The organism is Thermoanaerobacterium sp. CMT5567-10, from assembly GCF_030534315.2.
Taxonomy (GTDB): Bacteria; Bacillota; Thermoanaerobacteria; order Thermoanaerobacterales; family Thermoanaerobacteraceae; genus Thermoanaerobacterium.
Window position 1 is genome coordinate 1,929,154 of record NZ_CP130558.2, and the last position, 24,629, is coordinate 1,953,782.

At 35.0% G+C, this 24,629-nt stretch carries 19 protein-coding genes; 18 read left to right on the forward strand and 1 reads right to left on the reverse strand.

Annotated elements, in window-relative coordinates:
* Nucleotides 1-6: 6 nt before the first annotated feature.
* From Q2T46_RS09855 to Q2T46_RS09895, 9 genes are all read left to right on the forward strand, one after another.
* On the forward strand, nucleotides 7-1,125 hold the full coding sequence (locus Q2T46_RS09855) for a DUF362 domain-containing protein (RefSeq protein WP_303265628.1): 1,119 nt from the start codon (nucleotides 7-9) through the stop codon (nucleotides 1,123-1,125).
* Between the two features lie 96 nt (nucleotides 1,126-1,221).
* The gene (locus Q2T46_RS09860; protein WP_311062237.1) at nucleotides 1,222-1,368 is read left to right on the forward strand and encodes a hypothetical protein; all 147 of its coding nucleotides are present in this window, start codon (nucleotides 1,222-1,224) and stop codon (nucleotides 1,366-1,368) included.
* A 44-nt stretch (nucleotides 1,369-1,412) separates the two neighbouring features.
* Nucleotides 1,413-2,237, forward strand: coding sequence for a peptidoglycan editing factor PgeF (pgeF, locus tag Q2T46_RS09865; protein WP_399387115.1), 825 nt, complete (start codon nucleotides 1,413-1,415; stop codon nucleotides 2,235-2,237).
* 86 nt (nucleotides 2,238-2,323) lie between these two features.
* The gene (locus Q2T46_RS09870) at nucleotides 2,324-4,300 is read left to right on the forward strand and encodes a methyl-accepting chemotaxis protein (RefSeq protein WP_303265626.1); all 1,977 of its coding nucleotides are present in this window, start codon (nucleotides 2,324-2,326) and stop codon (nucleotides 4,298-4,300) included.
* Between the two features lie 204 nt (nucleotides 4,301-4,504).
* On the forward strand, nucleotides 4,505-6,016 hold the full coding sequence (gene asnB, locus Q2T46_RS09875; RefSeq protein ID WP_303265625.1) for an asparagine synthase B: 1,512 nt from the start codon (nucleotides 4,505-4,507) through the stop codon (nucleotides 6,014-6,016).
* A gap of 348 nt (nucleotides 6,017-6,364) precedes the next feature.
* Nucleotides 6,365-7,534 (forward strand): iron-containing alcohol dehydrogenase, encoded by a 1,170-nt coding sequence (locus tag Q2T46_RS09880; protein ID WP_303265624.1) that lies wholly within the window; start codon nucleotides 6,365-6,367, stop codon nucleotides 7,532-7,534.
* A gap of 160 nt (nucleotides 7,535-7,694) precedes the next feature.
* Nucleotides 7,695-8,648, forward strand: a complete 954-nt coding sequence (locus Q2T46_RS09885) for a phosphodiester glycosidase family protein (RefSeq protein ID WP_303265623.1) — start codon at nucleotides 7,695-7,697, stop codon at nucleotides 8,646-8,648.
* A 12-nt stretch (nucleotides 8,649-8,660) separates the two neighbouring features.
* Nucleotides 8,661-9,686 (forward strand): hypothetical protein, encoded by a 1,026-nt coding sequence (locus Q2T46_RS09890; RefSeq protein WP_303265622.1) that lies wholly within the window; start codon nucleotides 8,661-8,663, stop codon nucleotides 9,684-9,686.
* Between the two features lie 82 nt (nucleotides 9,687-9,768).
* Entirely contained in the window at nucleotides 9,769-10,491 is a 723-nt protein-coding gene (locus tag Q2T46_RS09895) for an SGNH/GDSL hydrolase family protein (protein ID WP_303265621.1), read from the forward strand.
* Between the two features lie 21 nt (nucleotides 10,492-10,512).
* On the opposite strand, the gene Q2T46_RS09900 is transcribed toward Q2T46_RS09895, so the two are convergent.
* The gene (locus Q2T46_RS09900; protein ID WP_303265620.1) at nucleotides 10,513-11,400 is read right to left on the reverse strand and encodes a LysR family transcriptional regulator; all 888 of its coding nucleotides are present in this window, start codon (nucleotides 11,398-11,400) and stop codon (nucleotides 10,513-10,515) included.
* Nucleotides 11,401-11,538: 138 nt separating this feature from the next.
* Between Q2T46_RS09900 and Q2T46_RS09905 the strand changes: the two genes are divergently transcribed.
* The 9 genes from Q2T46_RS09905 to Q2T46_RS09945 all read left to right on the forward strand — a co-directional run bounded on the left by Q2T46_RS09905 (nucleotide 11,539) and on the right by Q2T46_RS09945 (nucleotide 24,507).
* On the forward strand, nucleotides 11,539-13,347 hold the full coding sequence (locus Q2T46_RS09905) for an NAD(P)/FAD-dependent oxidoreductase (RefSeq protein WP_303265619.1): 1,809 nt from the start codon (nucleotides 11,539-11,541) through the stop codon (nucleotides 13,345-13,347).
* 17 nt (nucleotides 13,348-13,364) lie between these two features.
* Nucleotides 13,365-13,955, forward strand: a complete 591-nt coding sequence (locus Q2T46_RS09910) for an alpha/beta fold hydrolase (RefSeq protein ID WP_303265618.1) — start codon at nucleotides 13,365-13,367, stop codon at nucleotides 13,953-13,955.
* 198 nt (nucleotides 13,956-14,153) lie between these two features.
* Entirely contained in the window at nucleotides 14,154-15,473 is a 1,320-nt protein-coding gene (gene xylA / locus Q2T46_RS09915; RefSeq protein WP_303265617.1) for a xylose isomerase, read from the forward strand.
* 65 nt (nucleotides 15,474-15,538) lie between these two features.
* Complete coding sequence (gene xylB / locus Q2T46_RS09920; RefSeq protein ID WP_303265616.1) at nucleotides 15,539-17,041, forward strand: xylulokinase; 1,503 nt, start codon at nucleotides 15,539-15,541, stop codon at nucleotides 17,039-17,041.
* A gap of 397 nt (nucleotides 17,042-17,438) precedes the next feature.
* Nucleotides 17,439-18,545, forward strand: coding sequence for a D-xylose ABC transporter substrate-binding protein (gene xylF / locus Q2T46_RS09925; RefSeq protein ID WP_303265615.1), 1,107 nt, complete (start codon nucleotides 17,439-17,441; stop codon nucleotides 18,543-18,545).
* Nucleotides 18,546-18,611: 66 nt separating this feature from the next.
* Nucleotides 18,612-20,132, forward strand: a complete 1,521-nt coding sequence (locus Q2T46_RS09930; protein ID WP_303265614.1) for a xylose ABC transporter ATP-binding protein — start codon at nucleotides 18,612-18,614, stop codon at nucleotides 20,130-20,132.
* Nucleotides 20,133-20,134: 2 nt separating this feature from the next.
* Nucleotides 20,135-21,301: a sugar ABC transporter permease gene (locus tag Q2T46_RS09935; protein WP_303265613.1), complete on the forward strand. Its 1,167-nt coding sequence runs from the start codon at nucleotides 20,135-20,137 to the stop codon at nucleotides 21,299-21,301.
* Between the two features lie 244 nt (nucleotides 21,302-21,545).
* A complete protein-coding gene (locus tag Q2T46_RS09940; protein WP_303265612.1) occupies nucleotides 21,546-22,748 on the forward strand; it encodes an ROK family transcriptional regulator in 1,203 nt (400 codons plus the stop codon).
* A 142-nt stretch (nucleotides 22,749-22,890) separates the two neighbouring features.
* Nucleotides 22,891-24,507, forward strand: coding sequence for an MBL fold metallo-hydrolase RNA specificity domain-containing protein (locus Q2T46_RS09945; protein WP_303265611.1), 1,617 nt, complete (start codon nucleotides 22,891-22,893; stop codon nucleotides 24,505-24,507).
* The last annotated feature ends 122 nt before the right edge of the window (nucleotides 24,508-24,629 follow it).

A 24,629-nucleotide genomic window follows, 5' to 3' on the forward strand; every position in this document is an offset into this window, starting at 1 on the left:
ATGACTTTGAAATCGAAAGTATACTATTACAATATGAGGGCTTCAAGACAGTCAGGAAGTTTATCTTCAAAAGTCGCCAGATTGTTTGACGTTGCAGGATTTAAAAATATTTTTACGAAAGATGATTTGGTTGCGATAAAATTACACTTTGGAGAAAAGGGAAATAATGCGTATATAAATCCGATTTTTGTAAGGCAGATTGTTGACAAGGTTAAGGCAAATGGCGGAAAACCATTTTTGACAGATTCTAACACTCTTTATAAAGGAAGCCGTTCAAATGGCGTTGACCATTTGATTACAGCTATAGAAAATGGATTTGCATATGCTGTTGTCAACGCACCTCTTGTAATAGCAGATGGGATATTTAGCAAAGACTCTGATGATGTAGAGATAAACAAAAAACATTTCAAGACAGTTAAGATATCTTCTAATATAAGCAATGCTAATTCTATGATAGTGCTTTCACATTTTAAAGCACATGAGATTGCTGGATTTGGTGGTGCCATAAAAAACCTTGCAATGGGTTGTGCCCCAAGAGCAGGGAAACAGCAGCAGCACTCAACGGTAAGCCCTAAAGTAGGCAAAAATTGTACTGCTTGTCAGACTTGTATAAAAAACTGTCCAGAAGATGCCATATCACTGGTAGATGGCAAAGCTTACATAGATCCTGATAAGTGCATTGGCTGCGGCGAATGTATAACAATGTGCCAGTACGATGCCATAAATCCACAGTGGGGTACAGATATGGATGAATTTGTTGAAAGAATGACAGAATATGCCTATGGTGCATACATCAATAAAAAAGGCAAAATAGCATTTATGAATTTCGTGATGAATGTGACGCCACTATGTGATTGTACGCCGTGGAGCGATGCGCCGATTGTGCAAGATATAGGTATACTAGCATCATTTGATCCTGTTGCTATAGACAAGGCAAGCTTTGATCTTGTAAATAGACAAGCAGGAAATCCTCATTCTGTACTAGGGGATGTAGGCCGTGGTCTCAAAGAAGGTGATGATAAATTTGTATCTGTCCATCCTAAGACCAGAGGTGACATACAATTTGAATACGGTGAAGAGTTGGGGATGGGTACTACAGATTATGAGCTTGTTGAATTAAAATAATGCAGGGAAACCTGTATTATTTTTTTTAAAAAAGAAGAAATTTGTATACGATTATAGTATAATGTATGTATAAGGTTAAAAAGGGAGAGGTCAATGATGGAAAAATACATTATTATAATACCGATTGCAGGAGTACTGACGGTAGCGTTGCTTTTTTTAATAATGCTTTCAATGATTAAGTTTTCTGACAAGTACATAAATAAAAAAGAAGAGAAAAACAAAAAAGAAGACAAGCTGAATTGAGGACATTGATGTCCTTTTTTTATACAATAATAATATAGAAAGGTATGATTAAGGTGAATAGAGGATTTAAAAGAAATGAAATTGATGGTGTTGTTTTTTATACGATACCTGCCTTTGAAAATACAGGAAAGGTTAGACATCTTTTTTCAACTAGAATAGCTGGTATAAGTGGTGGACCTTACAGTTCTCTTAACTTAAGCCTTACAAGGTACGATGATAAAGGAAATGTGCATGAAAATTTTAGGCGTATATGCCATGCTGCAAATATCAATTACGATGACATGGTATTTTCAAATCAAGTTCATTCAGATGGCATTAGAATGGTAACCAGCAGTGATAAAGGTAAAAACTTTGGCTTAAGCGATATAAAAAATGCAGATGCTTTAATGACAAACGAAAGCGGCATACCCATTGTGACATTTTATGCTGACTGCACACCTCTTTATTTCTTAGATCCTGTAAAAAACGTCATAGCATTAGCACATGCCGGATGGAGAGGCACGGTGAAAGAGATAGGGCCTAAGACGGTAGAAGCTATGGTAAATACTTTTGGCTCCGATAAAAAAGATATACTCGCAGCTATAGGTCCAGCCATTGGTGTGTGCTGCTATGAAGTTGGCAAAGACGTGGTAGATGAGGTATCAAAACTTGATATTGATTTAGATAAAGTTCTAATAGATAATGGCAATGAGAAGTGGATGTTAAATCTTGAGATGACAAATTACCTTGAGCTTATAAAATGTGGTCTTAAAGACGATAATATAACCGTTTCAGGGCTTTGCACCTCTTGTTGCTCTGATGAGTTTTATTCTTACAGAAGGGACAAGGGAAAGACCGGAAGCATGGCAGCATTTATGGAATTAATATGAGAAAAATACAAAAAACGCTTAATATTATTGTTAGAATAGCCGATAAAATAATTATGAGCAAAATTAATACATGAGGTGATAAGGCAGTGAAAAGCATAAGAATCAAGATTTTTGCATTGGTTACCATATTTATCGTCGTACCACTTCTCATTACAGGTTATTTTTCTGTAAATGAAGCACAGACAATTTTAAAAAGTAGGATAGACAAATCAAATCAAGCGGCACTTTCAGTACTTAACAGTTACGTTGAGATGGTGAAGCAAAACGCGGAGATTTCACTTAACGATATTGCCAATTCCAGCGACATTAAAAATTACATAAAAACTGGTGATTCAAGTAGCTTGCTGGATAAATTAAAAGGCGTTGGAGATAACAATCCAATCATATTGAATGCGTATTTTACAGCTAAAGATGGTAAGACCATCATATACCCTGTTCAAGACGTCAGCGGTGTTGATATGACAAAGAGACCGTGGTATCAAGCTGCTTTAAATGTAGGAGGTGCAATCGCCTCTACTGAGCCGTACAAGGATATCCTGTCTGGTAAACCTGAGATAACCATGTCAAAAGCTATATTTGACGAAAACCAAAATTTAGCAGGTGTTGTGGGCATTGACATAGACTTATCTAAGCTTTCTGATACTGTAAGCAGCATAAAGATAGGAAATTCAGGATACTTTTACTTGATGACAAGTGATGGCACTGTCATATCACATCCAGACAAAAATATGATGTTCACAAAGATGACAAAGTACAGCTTTGGCAAACAGCTTTTGTCACTTGACAACAAGACGATTGAATATACCCTTAACAATCAAAAAAAATTTGCCAGCGTCAAAAAGTTAAATGAGTTTGGGTGGATTGGAGTTGTAGCTGCGTCTATCCAAGAGTTGGATGGAGACACAAATGCTATAAAAAACACCATGATTACTGTTATAATAATCTGCTTGGTGTTGGGTTTGTTATTAGCTCTTATATTTATTTCGAGTATAACTAATGGGATACGGAAAATATCAAAGACAATGGAAAGGGCAGCAAATGGAGAGCTTGTACTTAGCACTGATATAAAATCCAGAGATGAAGTGGGCTTGCTTTCAAAAAGCTACAATGATATGATTGAAGGAATCCGGTCGTTGGTTACAAAAATAAAAAATGTTGCTGAGTCTGTAAACAACATTTCCAATAACATTGCATCGTCATCAGAGCAGGTTTCATCAACTATGCAGGATGTAGCAAAAGCAATAGAGCAGATAGCTGAAGGTTCATCGAATCAGGCAGAAAGTGCTCAAAGCAGTGCTAAAGCAACATTGGAGCTGGGAAAGCTTATAGATACGGCTATGAATGACTCTAACAATATTTTGGACGAGGTTACAAACATAAACATGATTTCGGAAAGCAGTAATGAAATAATCGAAAGCCTTTTAGCAAAGACGCAGCAAAGCATAGAATCCAACAACAAAGTAAGAGAGTCTACCCTTTTCCTAAGGGATAAATCAAACCAGATAGGAAAGATAGTTGATACCATAAGGCAGATAGCGGATCAAACTAATTTGCTGTCTTTAAATGCAGCTATCGAAGCTGCAAGAGCTGGAGAGGCTGGAAAAGGATTTGCTGTCGTCGCTGACGAAGTAAGAAAATTGGCTGACGAATCAAGCCTTGCGGCTAAAAGCATATCAGAGCTTATAGCTGAGATACAGAATGACGTAAATGAAACAGTTGCCACAGTAGAGAATGCCAATAGTATAGTCATTGAGCAAAGCAATTCCGTCAATAACACTAAAGAAATATTCGAAGGCATAATACAAGCTTTGAAGTTTGTGACAGATATGATAAACAGTCTAAACGACTCTTTAAAAGAAATAGAAGCCAATAAAAATAAGATCGTGGATGCTGTACAGGATATAGCTGCTGTATCTGAGGAGACTGCTGCATCAACTGAGGAGGTTTCGGCATCTTCAGAAGAGCAGACAGCTATAATTGAAGAGCTTTCAAGTACAGCGAATGAGCTTAAAGGATATGCAGAAGAACTCATGGAATCACTTAAAATGTTTAAAATAGAGTAAACTATAAAAAGAACAGGCAATTAAATAGACCTGTTCTTTTTATCTATTTCATTAAAATATACACTTTAATTCTAAATTTTATAACTATTAAATACTAACCAATATCTTCATTGCCTAGATTTTTACTGTATAATATTGTATAATGGTATTGATGTAATTTTATTCTATATCAAAAAATTCTGATTATAAGGAGATGATTATCTTTTGTGCGGAATAGCTGGTATATTTCATGGAAATGAGACAAATAGAGTTAAGATGATGCTGGAGAAAATTGTACATCGTGGACCAGACGATCATGGTATATTTTCAGACTCAAATATTACATTAGGACATAATAGATTGACGATAATTGACTTATATAATGGTAGGCAACCGATGAAAAATGAAGACGGAAGATATTGGATGATATTTAATGGTGAAATTTACAATTACAAATCATTAAGAACTGAGTTAAAAAATCATAATTTTGCCACAAATACAGATAGTGAGGTGATAATTCATTTATACGAAGAATTAAAAGAGGATTGCGTTAATTACTTGGATGGCATGTTTTCGCTGGTTATTTATGATTCTATTGAAAAAACAATATTTATGGCTAGGGATCCATTAGGCATAAAGCCACTGTATTACGGTTATACAGAAGAAGGTTATTTGGCTTTTGCATCGGAGATTAAGGCGTTGCAAGTTGTCACAGATGATATAAATGAATTTCCTAATGGACAAACATATACGACAAAAAATGGATTTTCAAAATATTTTTCTATAGAACAAGATCCAATAAATATAAAAAATGCAGATGATATAGTAGATGGACTAAGGCTTAGATTAGAGGATTCAGTGAGGAAAAGATTAGTTGCTGATGTTCCAGTTGGAGTATTTCTTAGTGGTGGTCTTGATAGCAGCCTTATAGCGGCCATTGCTTCGAAGTATAAAAAGAATTTAAATTCCTTTGCAGTTGGCATGGAAGGCAGTAATGATATAAAAAATGCAAGGATTGTTGCAGACTATATTGGTACAATTCACCACGAGTTAATTTATACAGAAGACGATGTGAAGAAAATACTGCCAAAAGTTATATATTATCTTGAATCCTGTGATCCAGCTTTAGTACGGAGTGCCGTTGCGACATACTTTGTATCTAAGCTTGCCAGCAGATATGTAAAAGTTGTCTTATCTGGTGAAGGTGCAGATGAACTATTTGGTGGTTATCATTATTTAAAAAATTACTCAAATAATTGGGAAATGCACACAGAACTTAGAAGTATAACAGGAAATTTGCACAACAGTAATTTACAAAGAGTTGACAGGATGACGATGGCTAATTCTATAGAAGGAAGAGTTCCTTTTTTAGATACGGAAATGATTCACTATGCTTTTAAAATAAAGCCATCTTACAAAATAAGCGAAAAAGACAAAACAGAAAAGTGGATTCTTAGAAAGACTGCGGAAGAATATCTACCTGATTCAATTGTTTGGAGGAGGAAAGAAAAATTTTCGATTGGTACTGGCACAAATGAAGTTTTAAATTCATTAGCAGAGTCAGAGATAAGTGATAGATATTTTGCTAAAAACAAGAAATTGGCTAATGGATTTGAGATAAAGTCAAAGGAGGAGATGTACTACTACAATATTTTAAAAGAGCAATTCACCATTGACGCTTTTATTAATGAGATGGGTAGAAGCCGAAGCCTTGATGATTTTCAAATATATGCTTAAGTCAATATAGCTTAAATAGTTTATATAGGCATAACCTGATATAACAATAATAAATATACCAGGTTATGCTTATAATCATTTGTTATTTAATATGCTTTCTAAAAATGCTTTGTTTTGAACAGAAGACAGTAGCTGCAGCAGATCCTGTCTACATTAATTAGTCTGGTTAAAGCTATGCAGCCACAATGTGGTTATATCGCGTGATTAGACTGTATTTATGACAGGCAGTTCTATTGTTAATACAGTAGGAAGCCTCATCTATAACATTTCATGTTTAGATGGGGAGGCTTCACTAAGCAGTGATATAATAATCTTGTAAAAACATTTTAATAAAGGGGTGTGTTCATTGTGATAAATTTTGATTTTGTATGCCCAACAAAGATCATCTTTGGCAAAGGGACTGAAAATAGAGTAGGTGATGAGACAAAAAAGTATTCTAAAAAGGTGCTTTTTGTCTATGGCAGTGGCAGCATAAAGAAGACGGGACTTTATGATAAAGTCGTAAAGTCATTAAAGGACAGCGAGATAGGTTACATAGAGCTATCCGGTGTCAAGCCGAATCCAAGGCTTAGCTTGGTTTATGAAGGAATAAAAATATGCAAGGAAAATGGCATTGACTTCATATTGGCTGTTGGGGGAGGCAGTGCAATAGACACTGCAAAGGCTATTGCTGTAGGTGCTTTGTACGAAGGTGATGTATGGAATTTCTTTTTAGGCAAAGCTGAGATCGAAAAAGCATTGCCGGTAGGTGTAATATTGACATTGGCTGCTACAGGAAGTGAAGCCAGCGACAGTGCAGTCATAACGAATGAGGACGGTTGGTACAAGAAGGGAATACATTCGGATTTAATAAGGCCTCAATTTGCCATAATGAATCCAGAGCTTTTGTTTACACTTCCTGCGTATCAGACGGCGGCAGGGGCAGCAGATATAATGGCCCACATAATGGAGAGGTATTTTACAAATGTGCGGAATGTAGATCTTACAGATAGGCTGTGTGAAGCGACGCTTAAGACCGTCATAAATAACGTGCCGAAGCTTATTGAAGATCCAACTAACTACGATGCACGGGCCGAAGTGATGTGGGCTGGTACAATTGCTCATAATGGTTTATTAGACACAGGAAGAATCGGCGACTGGGCATCCCACAGGATTGAGCACGAATTAAGTGCAATTTACGATATAGCACACGGTGCTGGTCTTGCTATAATATTTCCTGCATGGATGAAATATGTGTATAAACACGACTTAGACAGGTTTGTCCAGTTTGCTGTTAAAGTTTGGGATGTGGATTTGACGTTTACCGATAGAGAAGCGATAGCGCTGGAAGGTATAAAAAGGCTTGAAACTTTCTTCAGAAGTATAGGTCTTCCTGTAACATTGAAGGATGCTAATATACCTTATGACAGGTTTGAGGAAATGGCAGACAAATGCACGTCAAATGGAACAGCAACTGTAGGTCAATTTGTTAAGCTGGGGAAAGATGACATAATAAATATATACAATATTGCAAGATAAATAAATATATGTAAAATATATCCTGATTATGCCATAAAAATAGCTAGTCAGGATATATTTTTTTATATATTTACGATTTTTTTAATAAAATATTAATAATTTTCTTGTATAATAGAATATGTGTAAAATTATAAGGTACTAAAATGGGAGAGAGTTTTTTATGAAAAAGATAATAGCTTATGTAATATTTCAAGTGTTTTTGGCTGCTATAGTGATACCAGTTTCGATATTTTACGGGCCTTTTACGAATATCAGAAACACTTTGGTAACAACTGCAATGACTACATTTAGTCATAAATACATCGCAACGCTTTTTTTACCACAAAGCAAGATTGACGCTATAATGAAAGAGATGACAAGTATTTCTACAGACAGCAGTAAAAGCAATCTTTTAAACTTTAAAAACAATCACGACACTACGATCGAAGTAAATGACATAAGCAGCAGCAGATTTAAAGGGAAGGTAATCCTTATACATGACCCCACAAGGGTACAAGTCGGCATATCCAGCAAGCTTCCAAAAGAAGGCGAAACAGTCAGCGAGATAGCGAAAGAAAATGGAGCAATAGCTGCTATAAATGCTGGTGGATTTATCGGGTATGTAGATGGAGCGTGGACTGGAAATGGAGGAACACCCGGTGGAATCATCATACACAATGGAAAACTTATTTACAACAATGCATACAGCAAAGATGGCAAAATTGACCTTGCAGGATTTACAAGCGATGGTAAGCTATTGGTAGGAAAATACACTTTAGATGAGATAAAGAATTTAGACATAAAAGAAGCTGTAAGCTTTGGCCCCGCCCTTGTTGTAAATGGAAAGCCTATGATAAAAAGTGGAGACGGTGGTTGGGGAATTGCACCAAGGACTGCCATAGGCCAGAAGGCCGATGGAACTGTGATATTTTTAGTCATAGACGGCAGAGCTATATCTAGTGTAGGTGCGACACTTAAGGATGTGCAAAACATAATGCTGGATTATGGTGCTGTAAATGCTACAAATCTCGATGGTGGTTCATCTACTACTATGTACTACAAAGGAAAAGTTATAAATAATCCATCAAATCCTTTAGGGGAGAGGATGGTTCCTACAATATTTTATGCAAAATAAGATGGAGGTATTATGAAAGCTATAAGAAGAATTTTTACATGGCTAGTGTTCCCATTGATATTAGAAATGGGAGTGCTTTTCTATATAAACAACGTTTATTTATCTACAACAACTACGTTTCACATAACAAAAGTTAATTCTGAGACAGATATAAATACATTAAAGAAAACAATAAAAGTCAATATACCAAGTGATATTGACAGCGTAGAGGCATCTTACGATGGGAGCTATGTTTCATATCTTTTAAACCATCAGATAATTGTAGTAGATACAAAGACTCAAGGGATTAAGAAGGTTATCGCAGCAAGCAATAACATCGAATACTATACATGGCTCAATGACAGAAATAGAATTATTTATTTCTACAAGACGTATAGCCGCGGAAGTGAGGCAATACAGTTAGAGGCTTATGACCTTGATATAAACAATAAGATAAAGATAGACAAGCTTATATATGCGCCTAGAAACAGCCATATAGAAGATGTTACTTTGTCGCCTCTTACAAACATGATATATATAAATGTTGTGGATTCGAATGGATATAGCTATTTATACCGTGTCGATATAATGGGGCAGATTGCAAATCTGAAGCTTCCAATAAAGAGAATAGCCAAAATGTATGAACTTCAAAGAAAAGACGTACTTCTGTATGAATCTTCAAATGGCATTATAAGAGCTATCAAAAATGGTGGAGGATACACATTTTTAAGCAGTGGATATTCGCTTGTTGGTACTGACAGCAATGACAATGTGTATGTAGGAAAGTTAGACAGTAACAAAAAAGTTGTGGAAATATATTATGGTTCAATAGATAAAAGTTTTAAAGACTGGAATCATATAAAGTTAAATCATGCAGTTGACCCTGAACAAGTGATTATACTGCCAAAGGACAATGCTTTGACGGTAACATTTGACGGAAAAAATCTCATCGATGTAAATAGTGGTGAAACCATAACAGGAAGTGGCGATATATCAGGTGTTAATACAAACTATATAATGTACACCGATAACAATGATGTTATTTTGAAATTACAATGATGCCGAGATTATTCGGCATTTTTTGCTATTAAAAGCTGTTAATTTGTGGTATAATAGACTAAAAGGTTATGGAGGTGCATCGATGGAGATGCTAAATATAAAAGAAAGTTACAACTTTCTGGTTTGTGGCGACTCTATATCGAGGGGTGTCGTTCTTGATAAAATCAAAAATAAATATGTGCTTTTAAGGGACTCTTACGCGAATTTGTTGAATGGCTATTTAAAAGGGACGGTTGAAAACATATCGAAATTTGGAAGCACAATACTCAAGGGAAAGGATAGACTGACAAGAGAGCTTGACAAGACAAAGCCTGATGTTGTGCTTTTAGAGTTCGGAGGCAATGACTGCGACTTTAATTGGGATGAAGTGGCTAAAGACCCGTACAAAGACCATGCTCCAAATACAGACTTTAACGTATTTAAAGAAACTTTAAAAGATCTTATAGATTCGCTGAAAAAGGCAAACATCGTTCCAGTTTTACTTACACTTCCACCTCTTGATGCAGACAGATATTTTAACTGGATAAGCAAAGGAAATAAAGAAATGGCAAAAAATATATTGACATGGCTTGGAAGCGTCACAAAAATTTACTGGTGGCAGGAGAAGTACAATTCTGCCATATTAAGCATAGCATCAAGTACTGAAACGAAAATAATAGACATAAGAAGTACATTTTTAGATAGACCTGACTATAGAAAACTTATATGTGAAGACGGCATACATCCAAATGAAGAAGGGCATAGAGCAATAGCAGAAAAGATAAAGGATTATGTCAGAACATACTATGATTTTCTATTAAAATAAAACTTAGGGACAGTTCGAGTGTTATGTTTTAGTGCTGATATAGAGGAAGTCTATAAACTTTTTGCACAGTTCAGATAAGTATTTATCTTTGTGATAGATTATATTAAGTTGCCTTAAAAATTTTACTCCATCTATCCCTACTTTAACAAGCCTTGAACTTTTTAATTCTTCTTTAATTGCTAGCTTTGATATTACCGAAACACCTAGATTTGCTTCAACTGCTCTCTTTATAGCTTCAGTGCTATTAAGCTCAAGTTTAATGTTGAACTCAATATTATGTGCTTTCATTGTGTTTTCAAATACTTCTCTTGTTCCACTGCCGACTTCTCTAATTATGATATTTTCTAAAGATAAATCATCCTTATTGATGATTTTCTTTTTTGCCCAATTATGGTCTTTGGAGCATATAAGGTACAGCTCATCATCTAAAAAGTACTTGACTTCAATGTTATCAGAGTGTATAGGACCTTCTACTATTCCAAGATCTATCTCATTTTCATGTATCATCTTTACTATTTCAGATGTGTTGTCTATGTAAAACGGTAATTCTATGTTTTTATAGATTTTTAAAAATTCGCCTATAAGTTGCGGCAGTAGATATGTTCCAACAGTCCTGCTGGCTCCTAACTTAAGTTTTCCCATTTTCATGTCAGAAATATCCCGCAATGTATTTTCTGCTTCATTTAGCAAAAGATTGATTTTCTTGCCGTAGTCTCGCAAAATTTCACCTGCATGTGTCAATACAAGCTTTTTACCTATTCGGTCAAAAAGTTTTATGTTGTACTCTCCTTCAAGCTCTGAAATTGCCTGGCTAATAGCAGGCTGAGTCATATAAAGATGTCTTGCAGCTTCTGACATACTGCCTAATTCGCAAACTGACAAAAAAATATTTAGTTCTCTGAAATTCATATTCATCACCAATCATAAGCTTTAACTTATATATTTTATAATATTATATTATTTTACTTATATAAAAACAAGCATTACAATAGAGTGTAGAAAATAGCAACGACAATTTTCACTAAAATTAAAAGGAAGTGCATTGTTATGCTTTTAAATGAAGGTAAAATAGGAAATATGAGATTAAAAAACAGATTTGTAATGTTGCCAACTGTCACAAATTTATCAAACAATGGTTTTGTCAGCGAAAAAGAGATAGTCTATTATGACAGAAGGTCAAAAGATGTTGCTTTAGTTATAGTTGAAGCAAGTTACGTAAACAGCTTTGGCAAGTTTTTTAAAAATCAATTGGGCATAGATGACGATGATAAGATTGAAGGACTTGAAAAATTAGTGAATGTCATCAAAAAAAATGGTGCAAAGGTTGCAGTTCAACTTGCTATGCACAACCCTAAGTATAAGCCGTCAGATTTTACTGTAGAAGACATAAAGGGGTTTGCAAAAGATTTTGTAGATGCTGCTAAAAGAGCAAAAAAAGCAGGATTTGATGCAATAGAATTGCACTTTGCACATGGATGGTTTGTAAATCAATTTTTATCTCCAAACGTGAATACGCGAGACGATGAATACGGTGGAGATTTCGATGGAAGAGCAAGATTTGCACTAGAGATATTAAAGAATGTAAAAAGTGAAGTGCCGGACATGGCTGTGATATGTCGTATTAATGGAAGCGACTATACAGATGGCGGATTTGATATCAATGAAAGCATAAAACTTTCTCGTCTTTTGGAAGAACACGGTGCAGACGCAATAAATGTTTCATCTGGTGTAGGTTCTACGTCAGAGTATCATATATCACCAATGGGAATTGATGATAGGCCTCTTATAGCTCATGTAAAGAAAATCAAAGATAGTGTTTCTATTCCTGTGATAGCGGCTGACAAACTTGGTGTTGCAGCTGACTGGGAGAGCATAGTAAGACAAGGTTATGCTGATTTCATAGGTATTGCAAGAGGACTCATAGGAGATCCTGACTGTGTTGGTAAGTATATAGAGGGAAAGGCTGATGAGATAAAATACTGCATCCATTGCAACCAAGCATGTATTGCGTATATACAAAAAGGACTTCCTGTATCATGCATGATGAACCCTACTGTAGGCAGGGAAAAAGAATTTGATGTAATTGCAGAAGATAAGCTTAATGTAGCTGTAGTAGGCGGTGGTCCTGCTGGCATGTCTGCTGCTATATACTTGGCAAGAAAAGGACACAATGTGGAGCTATTTGAGAAGTCAGATTCACTTGGAGGACAGCTAAAAGTTGCAAAAGTTCCGCCACACAAGTTTGAAATAGGTGAAGTAATACATTATCTTGAAACTGATTTAAAAAAATATGGTGTAAAAGTCAATCTAAATCATGAAGTGACATGTGATGAACTAAAAAATATGAATTATGACAAGGTAATATTTGCAACAGGTTCTATGCCGAAAAAATTAGAAATTGAAATGGATATAGCGCCGCTTAAAGCTATAGATGTTTTAGATGGAAAAATACCACAAGGACAAAGCATTGCTGTAATAGGTGGCGGTTTGACAGGTCTTGAGACAGCAGAATACCTTGCAGATATGGGGAAAAAAGTTGTAGTTTTAGAGGAACTTGATGAAGTAGGGAAAGACATTTATGCCATGAATAAAAAACTTTTGATGGAGAGGCTAAAGAAGCTTAACGTAGAAATTATTACAAATGTAAAAATTGGTAAGATAAAGGATGGCAAAGTTTTATACAATGGTGGAAATGAAATTGCTGTAGACGATGTAGTTGTCGCAATAGGTAATGTTCCTGATGGAACATTTAAAAATTGTGGCAGTGACAAATACTTTTTTATAGGCGATTGCAAGGAAATAGCAACAGCAGTAGAGGCAATAAGGGGTGGGGCAGAAATGTCATTGATAATTTAAAAAAGAAGGTGACGATTATGACAGCAGATGATAAATATGTCAATATCGATGGAGCGATGGTTCACTATTTAATCAGCGGACATGGTGATAAAGGTGATGTCCTTCTGCTTCATGGCAAAAGATTCACTATAGATGATTGGGTGAAATCTGGAATAGTTGATAATATTGCAGAAGAAGGATATAGAGTAATCGCTGTGGAATTGCCTGGTTATGGCAAATCGGAAATCCTAGATATATCGTACGAGGATTTCATAATGAAATTTGTTAGTATATTAAATATTAATAAAGTTAATATTGTTGCTCCATCCTTCAGTGGAGAAATATTAATAAGATTTGCATTAAAGTATCAGGAAATGATTAGATCCCTTATCATTGTAGATAGTATAAACATCGATAAATACGTCGATAGACTTAAAGAGATAAAGGTTAATACATTAATTATTTGGGGTAAAAAAGATGACATAGCACCGTATGAATTTGCGACAATGCTAAAACAAAATATACAAAATGCAAAACTGTATACATTTGACGATCTAGGTCATACTTGTTACTTTGATAGGCCTGATGTATTTACTGATGAATTAATTAAGTTTTTAAATCAAGATTAAGCATATAATAATAATTATGAAATAAATTGATTGCCATAAGAATCATTTTTAAAGTTTAAGCCGCTTTGGGTCAGCTTATACCAGGGCGGTTATTTTTTTAAAAATTTTTTTATTTTAAAGAAGGATTTTTTGATTTTGTGTAGAATATATAATATATAAGTTTGTTGGATAGACAAACAATAAAAAGGAGGACATAAGATGAGCAAATATTTTGAAAAAGTATCAAAAATTAAATATGAAGGACCTAAATCAAATAATCCTTATGCATTTAAATTTTACAATCCAGAGGAAGTAATCGATGGAAAGACGATGGAGGAACATCTTCGCTTTTCTATAGCTTACTGGCACACGTTTACAGCAGATGGGACAGACCAATTCGGAAAAGCAACAATGCAAAGGCCGTGGAATCACCTTACAGATCCTATGGATATAGCAAAGGCAAGAGTAGAAGCGGCATTTGAATTTTTTGACAAAATTAATGCGCCTTTCTTCTGCTTCCATGACAGAGATATAGCACCAGAAGGTGATACATTAAGAGAGACAAACAAAAACTTGGATGTTATTGTTGCTATGATAAAGGATTACTTGAAGACTAGCAAGACTAAAGTTTTGTGGGGCACTGCAAACCTATTCTCAAATCCGAGATTTGTCCATGGTGCATCAACATCCTGCAATGCAGATGTTTTTGCATACTCTGCAGCACAGGTTAAGAAAGCACTTGAAATTACAAAAGAGCTTGGAGGACAAAACTACGTATTTTGGGGCGGAAGAGAAGGATACGAGACGCTCCTTAATACAGATATGGAGTTAGAGCTGGACAATTTTGCAAGATTTTTGCACATGGCTGTTGACTACGCAAAGGAAATCGGATTTGAAGGACAATTCTTGATTGAACCAAAGCCGAAGGAGCCTACGAAACACCAATACGACTTTGATGTAGCAAATGTATTAGCATTCTTGAGAAAATACGACCTTGATAAATATTTCAAAGTAAATATCGAAGCTAATCATGCAACATTAGCAGCACATGACTTCCAGCATGAGCTCAGATATGCAAGGATAAATGGAGCATTAGGATCAATAGATGCAAATACAGGTGACATGCTTTTAGGATGGGATACAGATCAGTTCCCGACAGATATACGCATGACAACACTTGCAATGTATGAAGTCATAAAGATGGGGGGATTTGACAAAGGTGGATTGAATTTCGATGCAAAAGTAAGAAGAGCTTCATTTGAACCAGAAGATCTTTTCTTAGGACATATAGCAGGAATGGATGCTTTTGCAAAAGGATTCAAAGTAGCTTATAAGCTTGTAAAAGATGGAGTATTTGACAAGTTCATTGAAGAGAGATATGCAAGCTACAAAGAAGGCATTGGCGCTGAGATTGTAAGCGGTAAAGCTGACTTCAAGAGCTTGGAGAAATACGCATTAGAGCATAGCGAGATTGTTAATAAATCAGGTAGGCAAGAAATGCTTGAATCAATACTCAATCAGTATTTGTTTGCAGAATAATGAAACATGAGGGGGGATAAATGTTTCATTATTCCCCCTCTATAACATTTCATGGAGGTAAATATATGTATTTTTTAGGGATAGATTTAGGTACGTCATCAGTTAAGATAATACTGATGAGTGATAGCGGAAGCGTTGTATCTAGCGTTTCAAAAGAATATCCTGTGTATTATCCAGAGCCTGGATGGGCAGAGCAAAATCCAGAGGACTGGTGGAATGCAACGAAAGATGGTATAAAAGAGATTATTGCAAAAAGCGGTGTAAATGGCGATGACATAAAAGGCGTCGGTTTAAGCGGCCAGATGCATGGCCTTGTGCTTCTCGATAGAGACAATAATGTCATCACACCTGCTATACTTTGGTGCGATCAGAGGACACAGGAAGAATGTGACTACATCACAGAAAAAATAGGTAAAGAAGGTCTTTTGAAGTATACAGGTAATAAGGCATTGACAGGCTTTACTGCTCCAAAGATATTATGGGTAAGAAAACACCTTCCGGATGTATATGCAAAAATTGCTCACATCCTTTTGCCAAAAGACTATATAAGGTTTAAATTAACAGGTGAGTACGCTACAGAGGTTTCTGATGCATCAGGAACACTTCTTTTCGATGTAAGCAACAGAAGATGGTCAAAGGAAATGATAGACATATTTGAAATACCGGAAAAAGCCCTTCCTAAGTGCTATGAGTCAACAGATGTCACGGGTCATGTGACAAAAGAAGCGTCAGATTTGACAGGACTTGAAGAAGGTACAATTGTCGTAGGTGGAGGCGGCGATCAGGCTAGCGGTGCTGTTGGCACTGGAACGGTGAAAAGCGGCATAGTGTCAGTTGCTTTAGGCACATCTGGTGTTGTATTTGCATCACAGGACAAGTATGCAGCAGACGAAGAATTGAGACTTCATTCATTTTGCCACGCAAATGGCAAATGGCATGTGATGGGTGTGATGCTGTCAGCAGCATCTTGCCTTAAATGGTGGGTCGACAATGTAAATAATTACAGCAGTGAGGCTATGACATTTGATGGACTCCTTGAAGAAGCAGAAAAAGCGCATCCTGGAAGCGATGGACTTGTATTTTTGCCTTATCTAATGGGAGAAAGAACACCATACAGCGACCCTTATGCAAAAGGAAGCTTTGTAGGATTAAGCATTACACACAATAGAGGCCACATGACAAGGTCCATATTGGAAGGTGTCGCATTTGGGTTGAGAGACTCTCTTGAGCTCATTAAAGATCTTAATATACCTGTTAATGAAGTCAGAGTAAGCGGTGGTGGTGCAAAGAGCAAGCTTTGGAGGCAGATCCTTGCAGATATATTCAATGTAAGGATAGACATGATAAATGCTACAGAAGGGCCCTCATACGGTGCCGCTATAATGGCATCAGTAGGTTATGGACTTTTTGAAGATGTGGATGAAGCTTGTAGCAAACTTATAAAAGTAACGGACAGCGTATACCCGATACAAGAAAATGTTGAAAAATACAACAAGCTTTATCCGATTTACGTAAGCTTGTATTCAAAATTAAAAGGTACATTTGAAGAGATAGCGAAGTTAAATTAATAAAAAAGAAATTTGATAGTGAAAAAATTCATCATAGTACAAGGGACATTAATAATGGCTAGATAGATTTAGCTTTGAGTCATTACTAGTAAAGCAAATTAATATTGGTTAGAAAAAATAATAGCTTAAATTATCTGTTCCTTGTACTTACCTTTATTATGTTTATTTAAAAAATTAATAAATAAAAGTAATTTTAGCTAATAATAAAATTCTATATTTAGTAAATACTTACAATAAATAATTGTTAAATCTAAAAACTTTATTTAATCTTTTTATAATAGGTCCAATATAAGGGGGTGCTAGATGGATAATGTAGATTAATGTCTTTGTACAATTTAAAAATGACTTAAAAGTGTTTGACTTCCGCAAAAATATCAATAGGAAGGGGAAATTAAAGATGAGTAAAAATTTCAAGAAAAATTTATTGTCTCTAATTCTTATATTTGCAATGTTGTTTACGTTCTCAGGATGTGCTACAACAAATCCGAATCAATCTAGTTCAAATAATCAAACAAGCCAAACGACAAAAACTTCTGACAATTCAGGTAAAATTAAAATAGGATTTAGTTTTGATACTCTAAATCTAGAGAGATGGCAACATGATAGAGACTATTTTGTTCAAAGGGCTAAAGAGTTAGGAGCTGATGTATTGGTACAGTCAGCTAATAGTGATTCACAAACACAATATTCACAATGTCAAAATTTAATAGCACAAGGCATAAAAGTCTTAGTAATAATTCCGCATGATGGAAGTGCAATAGCACCAATCGTTGAAGAAGCTCATAAAGCAGGAGTAAAGGTTTTAGCATACGACAGATTAATTATGAACGCAGACGTTGATGCATACGTGTCATTTGACAATGAAAAAGTCGGTGAACTACAAGCTGAATATATAACGAAATTGGTACCAAAAGGAAATTATTTCTTGCTTGAAGGCTCACCTACAGATAATAATGCTAAATTGTTTGAACAAGGTCAAAAGAAGGTTTTACAACCATTAGTTGATAAAGGCGATATAAAAATCGTAGGTGAACAATGGGCACAAGATTGGCTTACACAAAATGCTTACAACATAATGCAAAATGCTTTAACAGCAAATAATAACAAGATCGATGCAGTAGTCGATGCTAATGACAGTACAGCTTTGGGTGCTGTAAGGGCATTGCAAGAACAGAATCTGGCAGGTAAAGTGGCAATATCTGGTCAAGATGCAGATCTAGCAAACTGCCAGTTGATAGTTGAAGGCAAACAATCAATGACTGTATATAAGCCAGTAAAAGAAGAAGCAACAAAAGGTGCTGATGTAGCGATAGCTTTGGCAAAAGGTGAAGACATCAATGCAAATGGAAAGGTCAATAATGGAAAAATCGATGTACCATCTGTATTACTTACACCTGTAGCCGTAGATAAGAACAATATGGTAGATACTATCATAAAAGATGGATTCCATAGTCTTGATGAAGTTTATAAAAATATTCCTAAAGATCAGTGGCCGAAACAATAATTATTAAAAAAATTCTTTAGGGGAGTGAAAAACTCATTCCCCTAATCAAAAAAGGTAGGGATGGATATGGGTGATTTCATTCTAGAAATGAAAAATATAACAAAGGAATTTTCCGGTGTTAAAGCTTTAGACAATGTTAATCTGAAGGTAAGAAAAGGAGAAATACACGGACTGTGTGGCGAAAATGGTGCGGGAAAGTCAACACTTATGAAAATTTTAAGTGGTGTATATCCACATGGCACTTTTACTGGAGAAATATTATTTAATGGAAGAGAATTAAGATTGAATAGTATTAAAGATGCAGAAGATGCAGGTATAGGTATAATTTATCAGGAGTTGTCATTAGTTAAAGAATTGTCTGTCAGCGAGAATATATTTATTGGGAATGAGCCTAATAAAAATGGGATAATTGATTTTGACAGAATGTATTATGAAACTAAAATCTTACTTGATAAATTGAATTTGAATATTAATCCTAATGTACCAGTGAAGAATTTAGGAATTGGACAGCAACAATTAGTTGAAATTGCCAAAGCTTTATCTAAAAATGTTAGTTTATTGATATTGGATGAGCCAACATCATCTCTCACAGATGCTGATGTTGAGATATTGTTTAAAATATTAAGGCAGTTAAAGGATAATGGAGTTACATGCATATACATTTCACATAAATTAAATGAGGTAATGGAAATAACAGATCGGATAACAGTTCAGAGAGATGGGAAAACGGTAGGTTCAGAAGACACAAAAAATCTTACAGAGAGTGAAATTATAAAAATGATGGTTGGGCGTGAACTTACGAATCTTTTCCCAAAAGAAGAACATCAAATTGGGAAAGAAATATTGGAAGTAAAAAATTTCAGTGTTTATGATTCGAAATCCTCTAGCAAAAAAATTGTAGACAATGTCAGTTTTACTTTAAAAGAAGGTGAGATATTAGGAATAGCAGGTCTTATTGGAGCTGGAAGAACTGAACTTGTTTCTAGCATTTTCGGATCATATCCAGGAAAGCATGAAGGTGAAATCTATTTAGAAGGTAAAAAAATTAATATAAGAAATCCTGATGAAGCTTTGAATTATGGAATTGCAATGGTTCCAGAAGATAGAAAAGGTCAAGGGTTAATAAATATATTATCCGTAAGAAATAATATGACATTATCTAATATAGAAAGTTATAAAAATAATTTTGGGTCTGTTGATGAAAATAGGGAAATAGTGGATGTTAAAAAATATATCGAAATGTTGAAAATAAAAGTTTCACATTTTGACTTAGCAGTAAAAAATTTAAGTGGTGGAAATCAACAGAAAGTAGTTTTGGCTAAAAATTTATTAAGAAATCCTAAAATATTGATATTAGATGAACCTACTCGTGGAATTGATGTCGGTGCAAAATATGAGATATATAAATTGATTTATGAATTGGTTAAAAGCGGTATTTCAATAATAATGGTTTCATCAGAATTACCAGAGGTAATAGGATTAAGTGATAGAATTGTCGTAATGCATGAGGGTAAAAAGAAGGGTGAATTTGTCAATAAGGATGTCACTCAAGAAATGATAATGGAATGTGCGATAGGAGGTAAATAATAATGGTGAATTCGAAAGGTTTTAAAGAAAATGATGTATCGACAAATAAAAAATTTACATTTAATTTAAAATTATATACGATGATAATAGCATTAGTAGGTATTTGGATTATTTTTGCAATTGCTACAAAAGGTGACTTTTTAACTTCTAGAAATATGTCAAATCTTTTTAGACAAATGGTTTCTACGGCGGTTTTAGCCATAGGGATGGTTTTTGTAATAATAGCTGGTCAGATTGATCTTTCAGTTGGATCACTTTTAGGTTTGACTGGTGGTATAGCTGCAATTGCTAATGTCTGGTTTCATTTTAATGGCATCCTTTCAATAATTATTGCATTAGCAATTGGCCTGATTTTGGGAGCGTGGAATGGCTGGTGGGTAGCTTATAAAAATGTTCCATCGTTTATTGTAACGTTAGCAGGTATGCTGGTATTTAGAGGAATATTGATTGGTATAACTAATGGTTATACTATAGCGCCATTAAGCAGTGATTTTCAGTTTATAGGTCAAGCTTATTTAACTCCAGTAAGTGGCTATTTGCTTGGTATAATTGTATTACTAGTAGGCGTCTATACTGTATATTCACAAAGGAAATCAAAAATTAAGTATGGGTTAGAAGTTTCGCCTTCTTATTTAGATATTGCTAAAATAATACTTATGGCTGTATTGATTGGGCTATTTGTATTTACGCTAAATTCCTACAATGGAATTCCTTTTTCAGTATTAATTTTGGCGATTTTGGCTGCTATATTTACTTATATTGCTTCAAAGACAGTTTTTGGCAGAAGAGTTTACGCATTAGGTGGTAATATCGAGGCTGCAAAATTATCAGGTATCAATGTTAAGAAGATAACACTTATTTTATTTGCAATTAATGGACTGCTTGCAGCAGTATCAGGTGTTGTCCTTACATCAACATTAAATGCCGGTTCAACATCTGCAGGTCAAAATGCTGAGTTAGATGCTATTGCTGCTTGTGTTATTGGCGGTGCAAGTCTTAGCGGTGGCGTTGGTTCAGTTATTGGCGCTATAATTGGTGCACTTGTAATGTCAAGTATAAACAACGGTATGAGTTTACTTAATTCCGCACCATTTTGGCAATATGTTGTTAAGGGATTAATATTACTATTAGCTGTTTATGTAGATGCAGCTTCAAAAAATAAGGAATAATTTACCTCCCATCATCTACAGATGGGAGATAAATTACTATTAGTGTCCAGTAGTATAGATAGTTATTTATTAATTTGAAAAGCGATATAAGTATGAACAGAGGAAAATTTTCGTCAAATTGTTAAACTTTTCACTGCGATTTTCGATTATTATGTTAAGGCAAAATCATTGAGACAACACATTTCAATATGGTATAATATAAAATTAGATTGTAATTGAAAACGAAGTATTGCAAGGTGATTTGATGATAACAGGCGATCAGTTATTAATTAAACAAATTAATAAATCCATCGTTCTTAATACAATTCGCAAAAAAGGCATAATATCAAGAGCTGATTTGGCGAATATAACAGGTTTAAATAAATCTACAATATCATCTCTAGTAGATGAACTTATAAAAGATGGCTTTGTAGAAGAAGAGGGGCCCGGTGAGTCAAAAGGCGGTAGAAAACCTATAATGCTTATGATAAACAGCCTTGCAGGTTGTATCATTGGTATTGATTTAGACGTAAACTATATACTTGTTATTCTGACAGACATACTTGCAAATATATTGTGGCAAAAGCGCATAAATCTAAAGATTGGAGAAAATAAGGAAGACATCATATGTAAGATAATTGACCTCATAGATGAGGCTATATCGAATTCTCCAAAGACTGTAAAAGGCATTTTGGGAATAGGTATTGGTGTACCTGGCATTACAGACTACAAGAGAGGAATTGTGCTAAAAGCTCCAAATCTAAAATGGGAAAATGTAGAGCTTAAAAAGATTATCGAGGAAAAGTTTAATCTGAAAGTATATATAGATAACGAAGCTAATACAGGTGCAATCGGTGAGAAGTGGTTTGGAGCAGGTAAAAATGCTAGAAATTTCGTCTATATAAGCGCAGGTATAGGCATTGGCACAGGAATCATAATCAATAATGAGCTTTACAGAGGTTCAGGCGGACTAGCAGGTGAGATGGGACACATGACGATTGATATAAACGACCATCTATGCAGTTGCGGCAATAGGGGATGCTGGGAAAATTACGCGTCAGAAAAATCATTGTTTAACTTCATAAAAGAAAAGTTAGAATCTGGCGAAAAAGATGAGTATTTAAATGTTGACAATATAGACAGATTAGATATTAACGACATTGTGGGCTTTGCAGAGATGGGCAGCAGCTTGGCAAAAATCTCAATTGAAGAAATATCAAGGAATTTAAGCATAGGCATAGTAAATATTGTAAATACATTTAATCCGGACTTGGTCATAATAGGCAATACGCTGTCTGGAATTGGCGACTATCTATTAAAGACGATAAGAGAGTATATAGATAGCAAATGCCTTGTATCGAGATACAACGACGTTGCAGTTGAAATATCAAAATTGGGAATGCTTGACCGGGCTATAGGTGCTGTAACATTAGTAATATCAGAACTTTTTTCATATCCCGGTCTATAAAAGCAGATTTAGGCTTTTTAAGCTTAAATCTGTTTTTTTATTAAAAGATTTACAAAAAGTATTGTATAATATAATTAAGACTATTATTAAAAGGATGAATATTTTTATCAATTTGAAGCTTTTTTACGAGAGGAGAGATACGATGAAGATTGCATTTTTAGGTGCTGCAAAGGAAGTAACGGGTTCTTGCTATCTTGTAGAAACTGAAAGTACAAAATTTCTGGTTGATTGTGGTATGTTTCAAGGAAGCGAGATAGAAGATGAATTCAACTATCAGGAATTTGCATTTGATGTAGATGAAATCGACTTTATGCTTTTGACACACGCACATATAGATCATAGTGGAAGGATTCCGCTTCTATATAAACGAGGTTATAGAAAGAAGATTTATGCGACTAAAGGTACTGTAGATCTTTGCGAATACATGCTGCAGGACAGCGGGCATATACAGCAAATAGAGAATGAATGGAAAAACCGCAAAAGGAAAAGAGCAGGAAAACCGCTGAGGATGCCTTTATATACGGCTGATGATGGTAAAGCAGCTATGCAGCTTTTCTGCGGTGTAAACTATGATGAGATAATAGAGCCATCATCGGATGTAAAAGTAAAATTTAATGATGCAGGACACATGCTGGGTTCATCTATACTTGAAATTTGGGTAAAAGAGGGAGATAAAGAGACAAAGATAGTATTCTCCGGTGATTTAGGTAATAAAAATATACCGATTTTGAGAGATCCCACCATTATAGATGAAGCTGATTATCTTGTATGTGAATCCACATACGGTGATAGGCTACATGAAGACGTAGGAGATAAAGCCAAAAAGCTTATGGAGATAATAAAAAAGACCATATCAAGAGGAGGTAATGTAGTCATTCCATCATTTGCTGTTGGAAGGACACAGGAACTTTTATATGAAATACATAAGCTTGATGAAGAACTTTATAAGGACGAGATAGAGTACATAAGCAAGGTACCTGTTTATGTTGACAGTCCTCTTGCTACATCGGTCACCAGTGTTTTTAGAAAACATCTTGATTATTTTGACGACGAAGCTAAGAAATACGTAGAAAATGGAGATTATCCATTAGATTTTCCCAATTTGCACTTTACTCATTCCGCAGAAGAATCGAAGGCATTGAATGACCTTAAAGAACCTGTCATCATCATTTCAGCCAGCGGCATGTGTGAAGCTGGGCGCATAAAACATCACTTAAAGCATAATCTTTGGAGGGCTGACAGCACCATAGTCTTTGTAGGCTATCAGGCAAAAGGAACACTTGGCAGGAGAATATTAGAAGGCGAAAAGACAGTAAATATTTTTGGCGAAGAGATAACGGTAAATGCTGTGATTGAAAATATAGAGAGCTTTTCAGGCCATGCCGATCAAAAGGGACTTATGGATTGGATATCGTCATTTAAGAAAAAGCCTAAAAAAGTATTTATTGTTCACGGTGAAGACAGCGCTCAAAAGGTGCTTTCGGAGAAGATAAAGCATGAGCTTAATATTGAAACGGTTATTCCATCAAAGTACGATACGTATGACTTTGAGTCTGATGAAGTAAATGTAGCAGAAATCGCATTGCCGTCAGATGATGAGATATTAAGACAGATAGAAGAATTGAGGGCGGAAAACGATAAGATTCTGTCAAGGCTTAAAGATATCATAAGTCAAAATAGAGGAAAGGTTAAAGAAGTCAATGAGGATCTGGCAACATTGTCTGATGTTTTGACAAGGCTAAAAAGAAGGTTTAGCTAATTACTATGCGCCATAGTGCGCATTTTTTTATTGTAATTGATAATAAAAAGAAGGATTTTTAAATATTGTGTAGAATATATTATATATACCGGTTTCGTAAACTGGTTTCTAAAAATTAAATG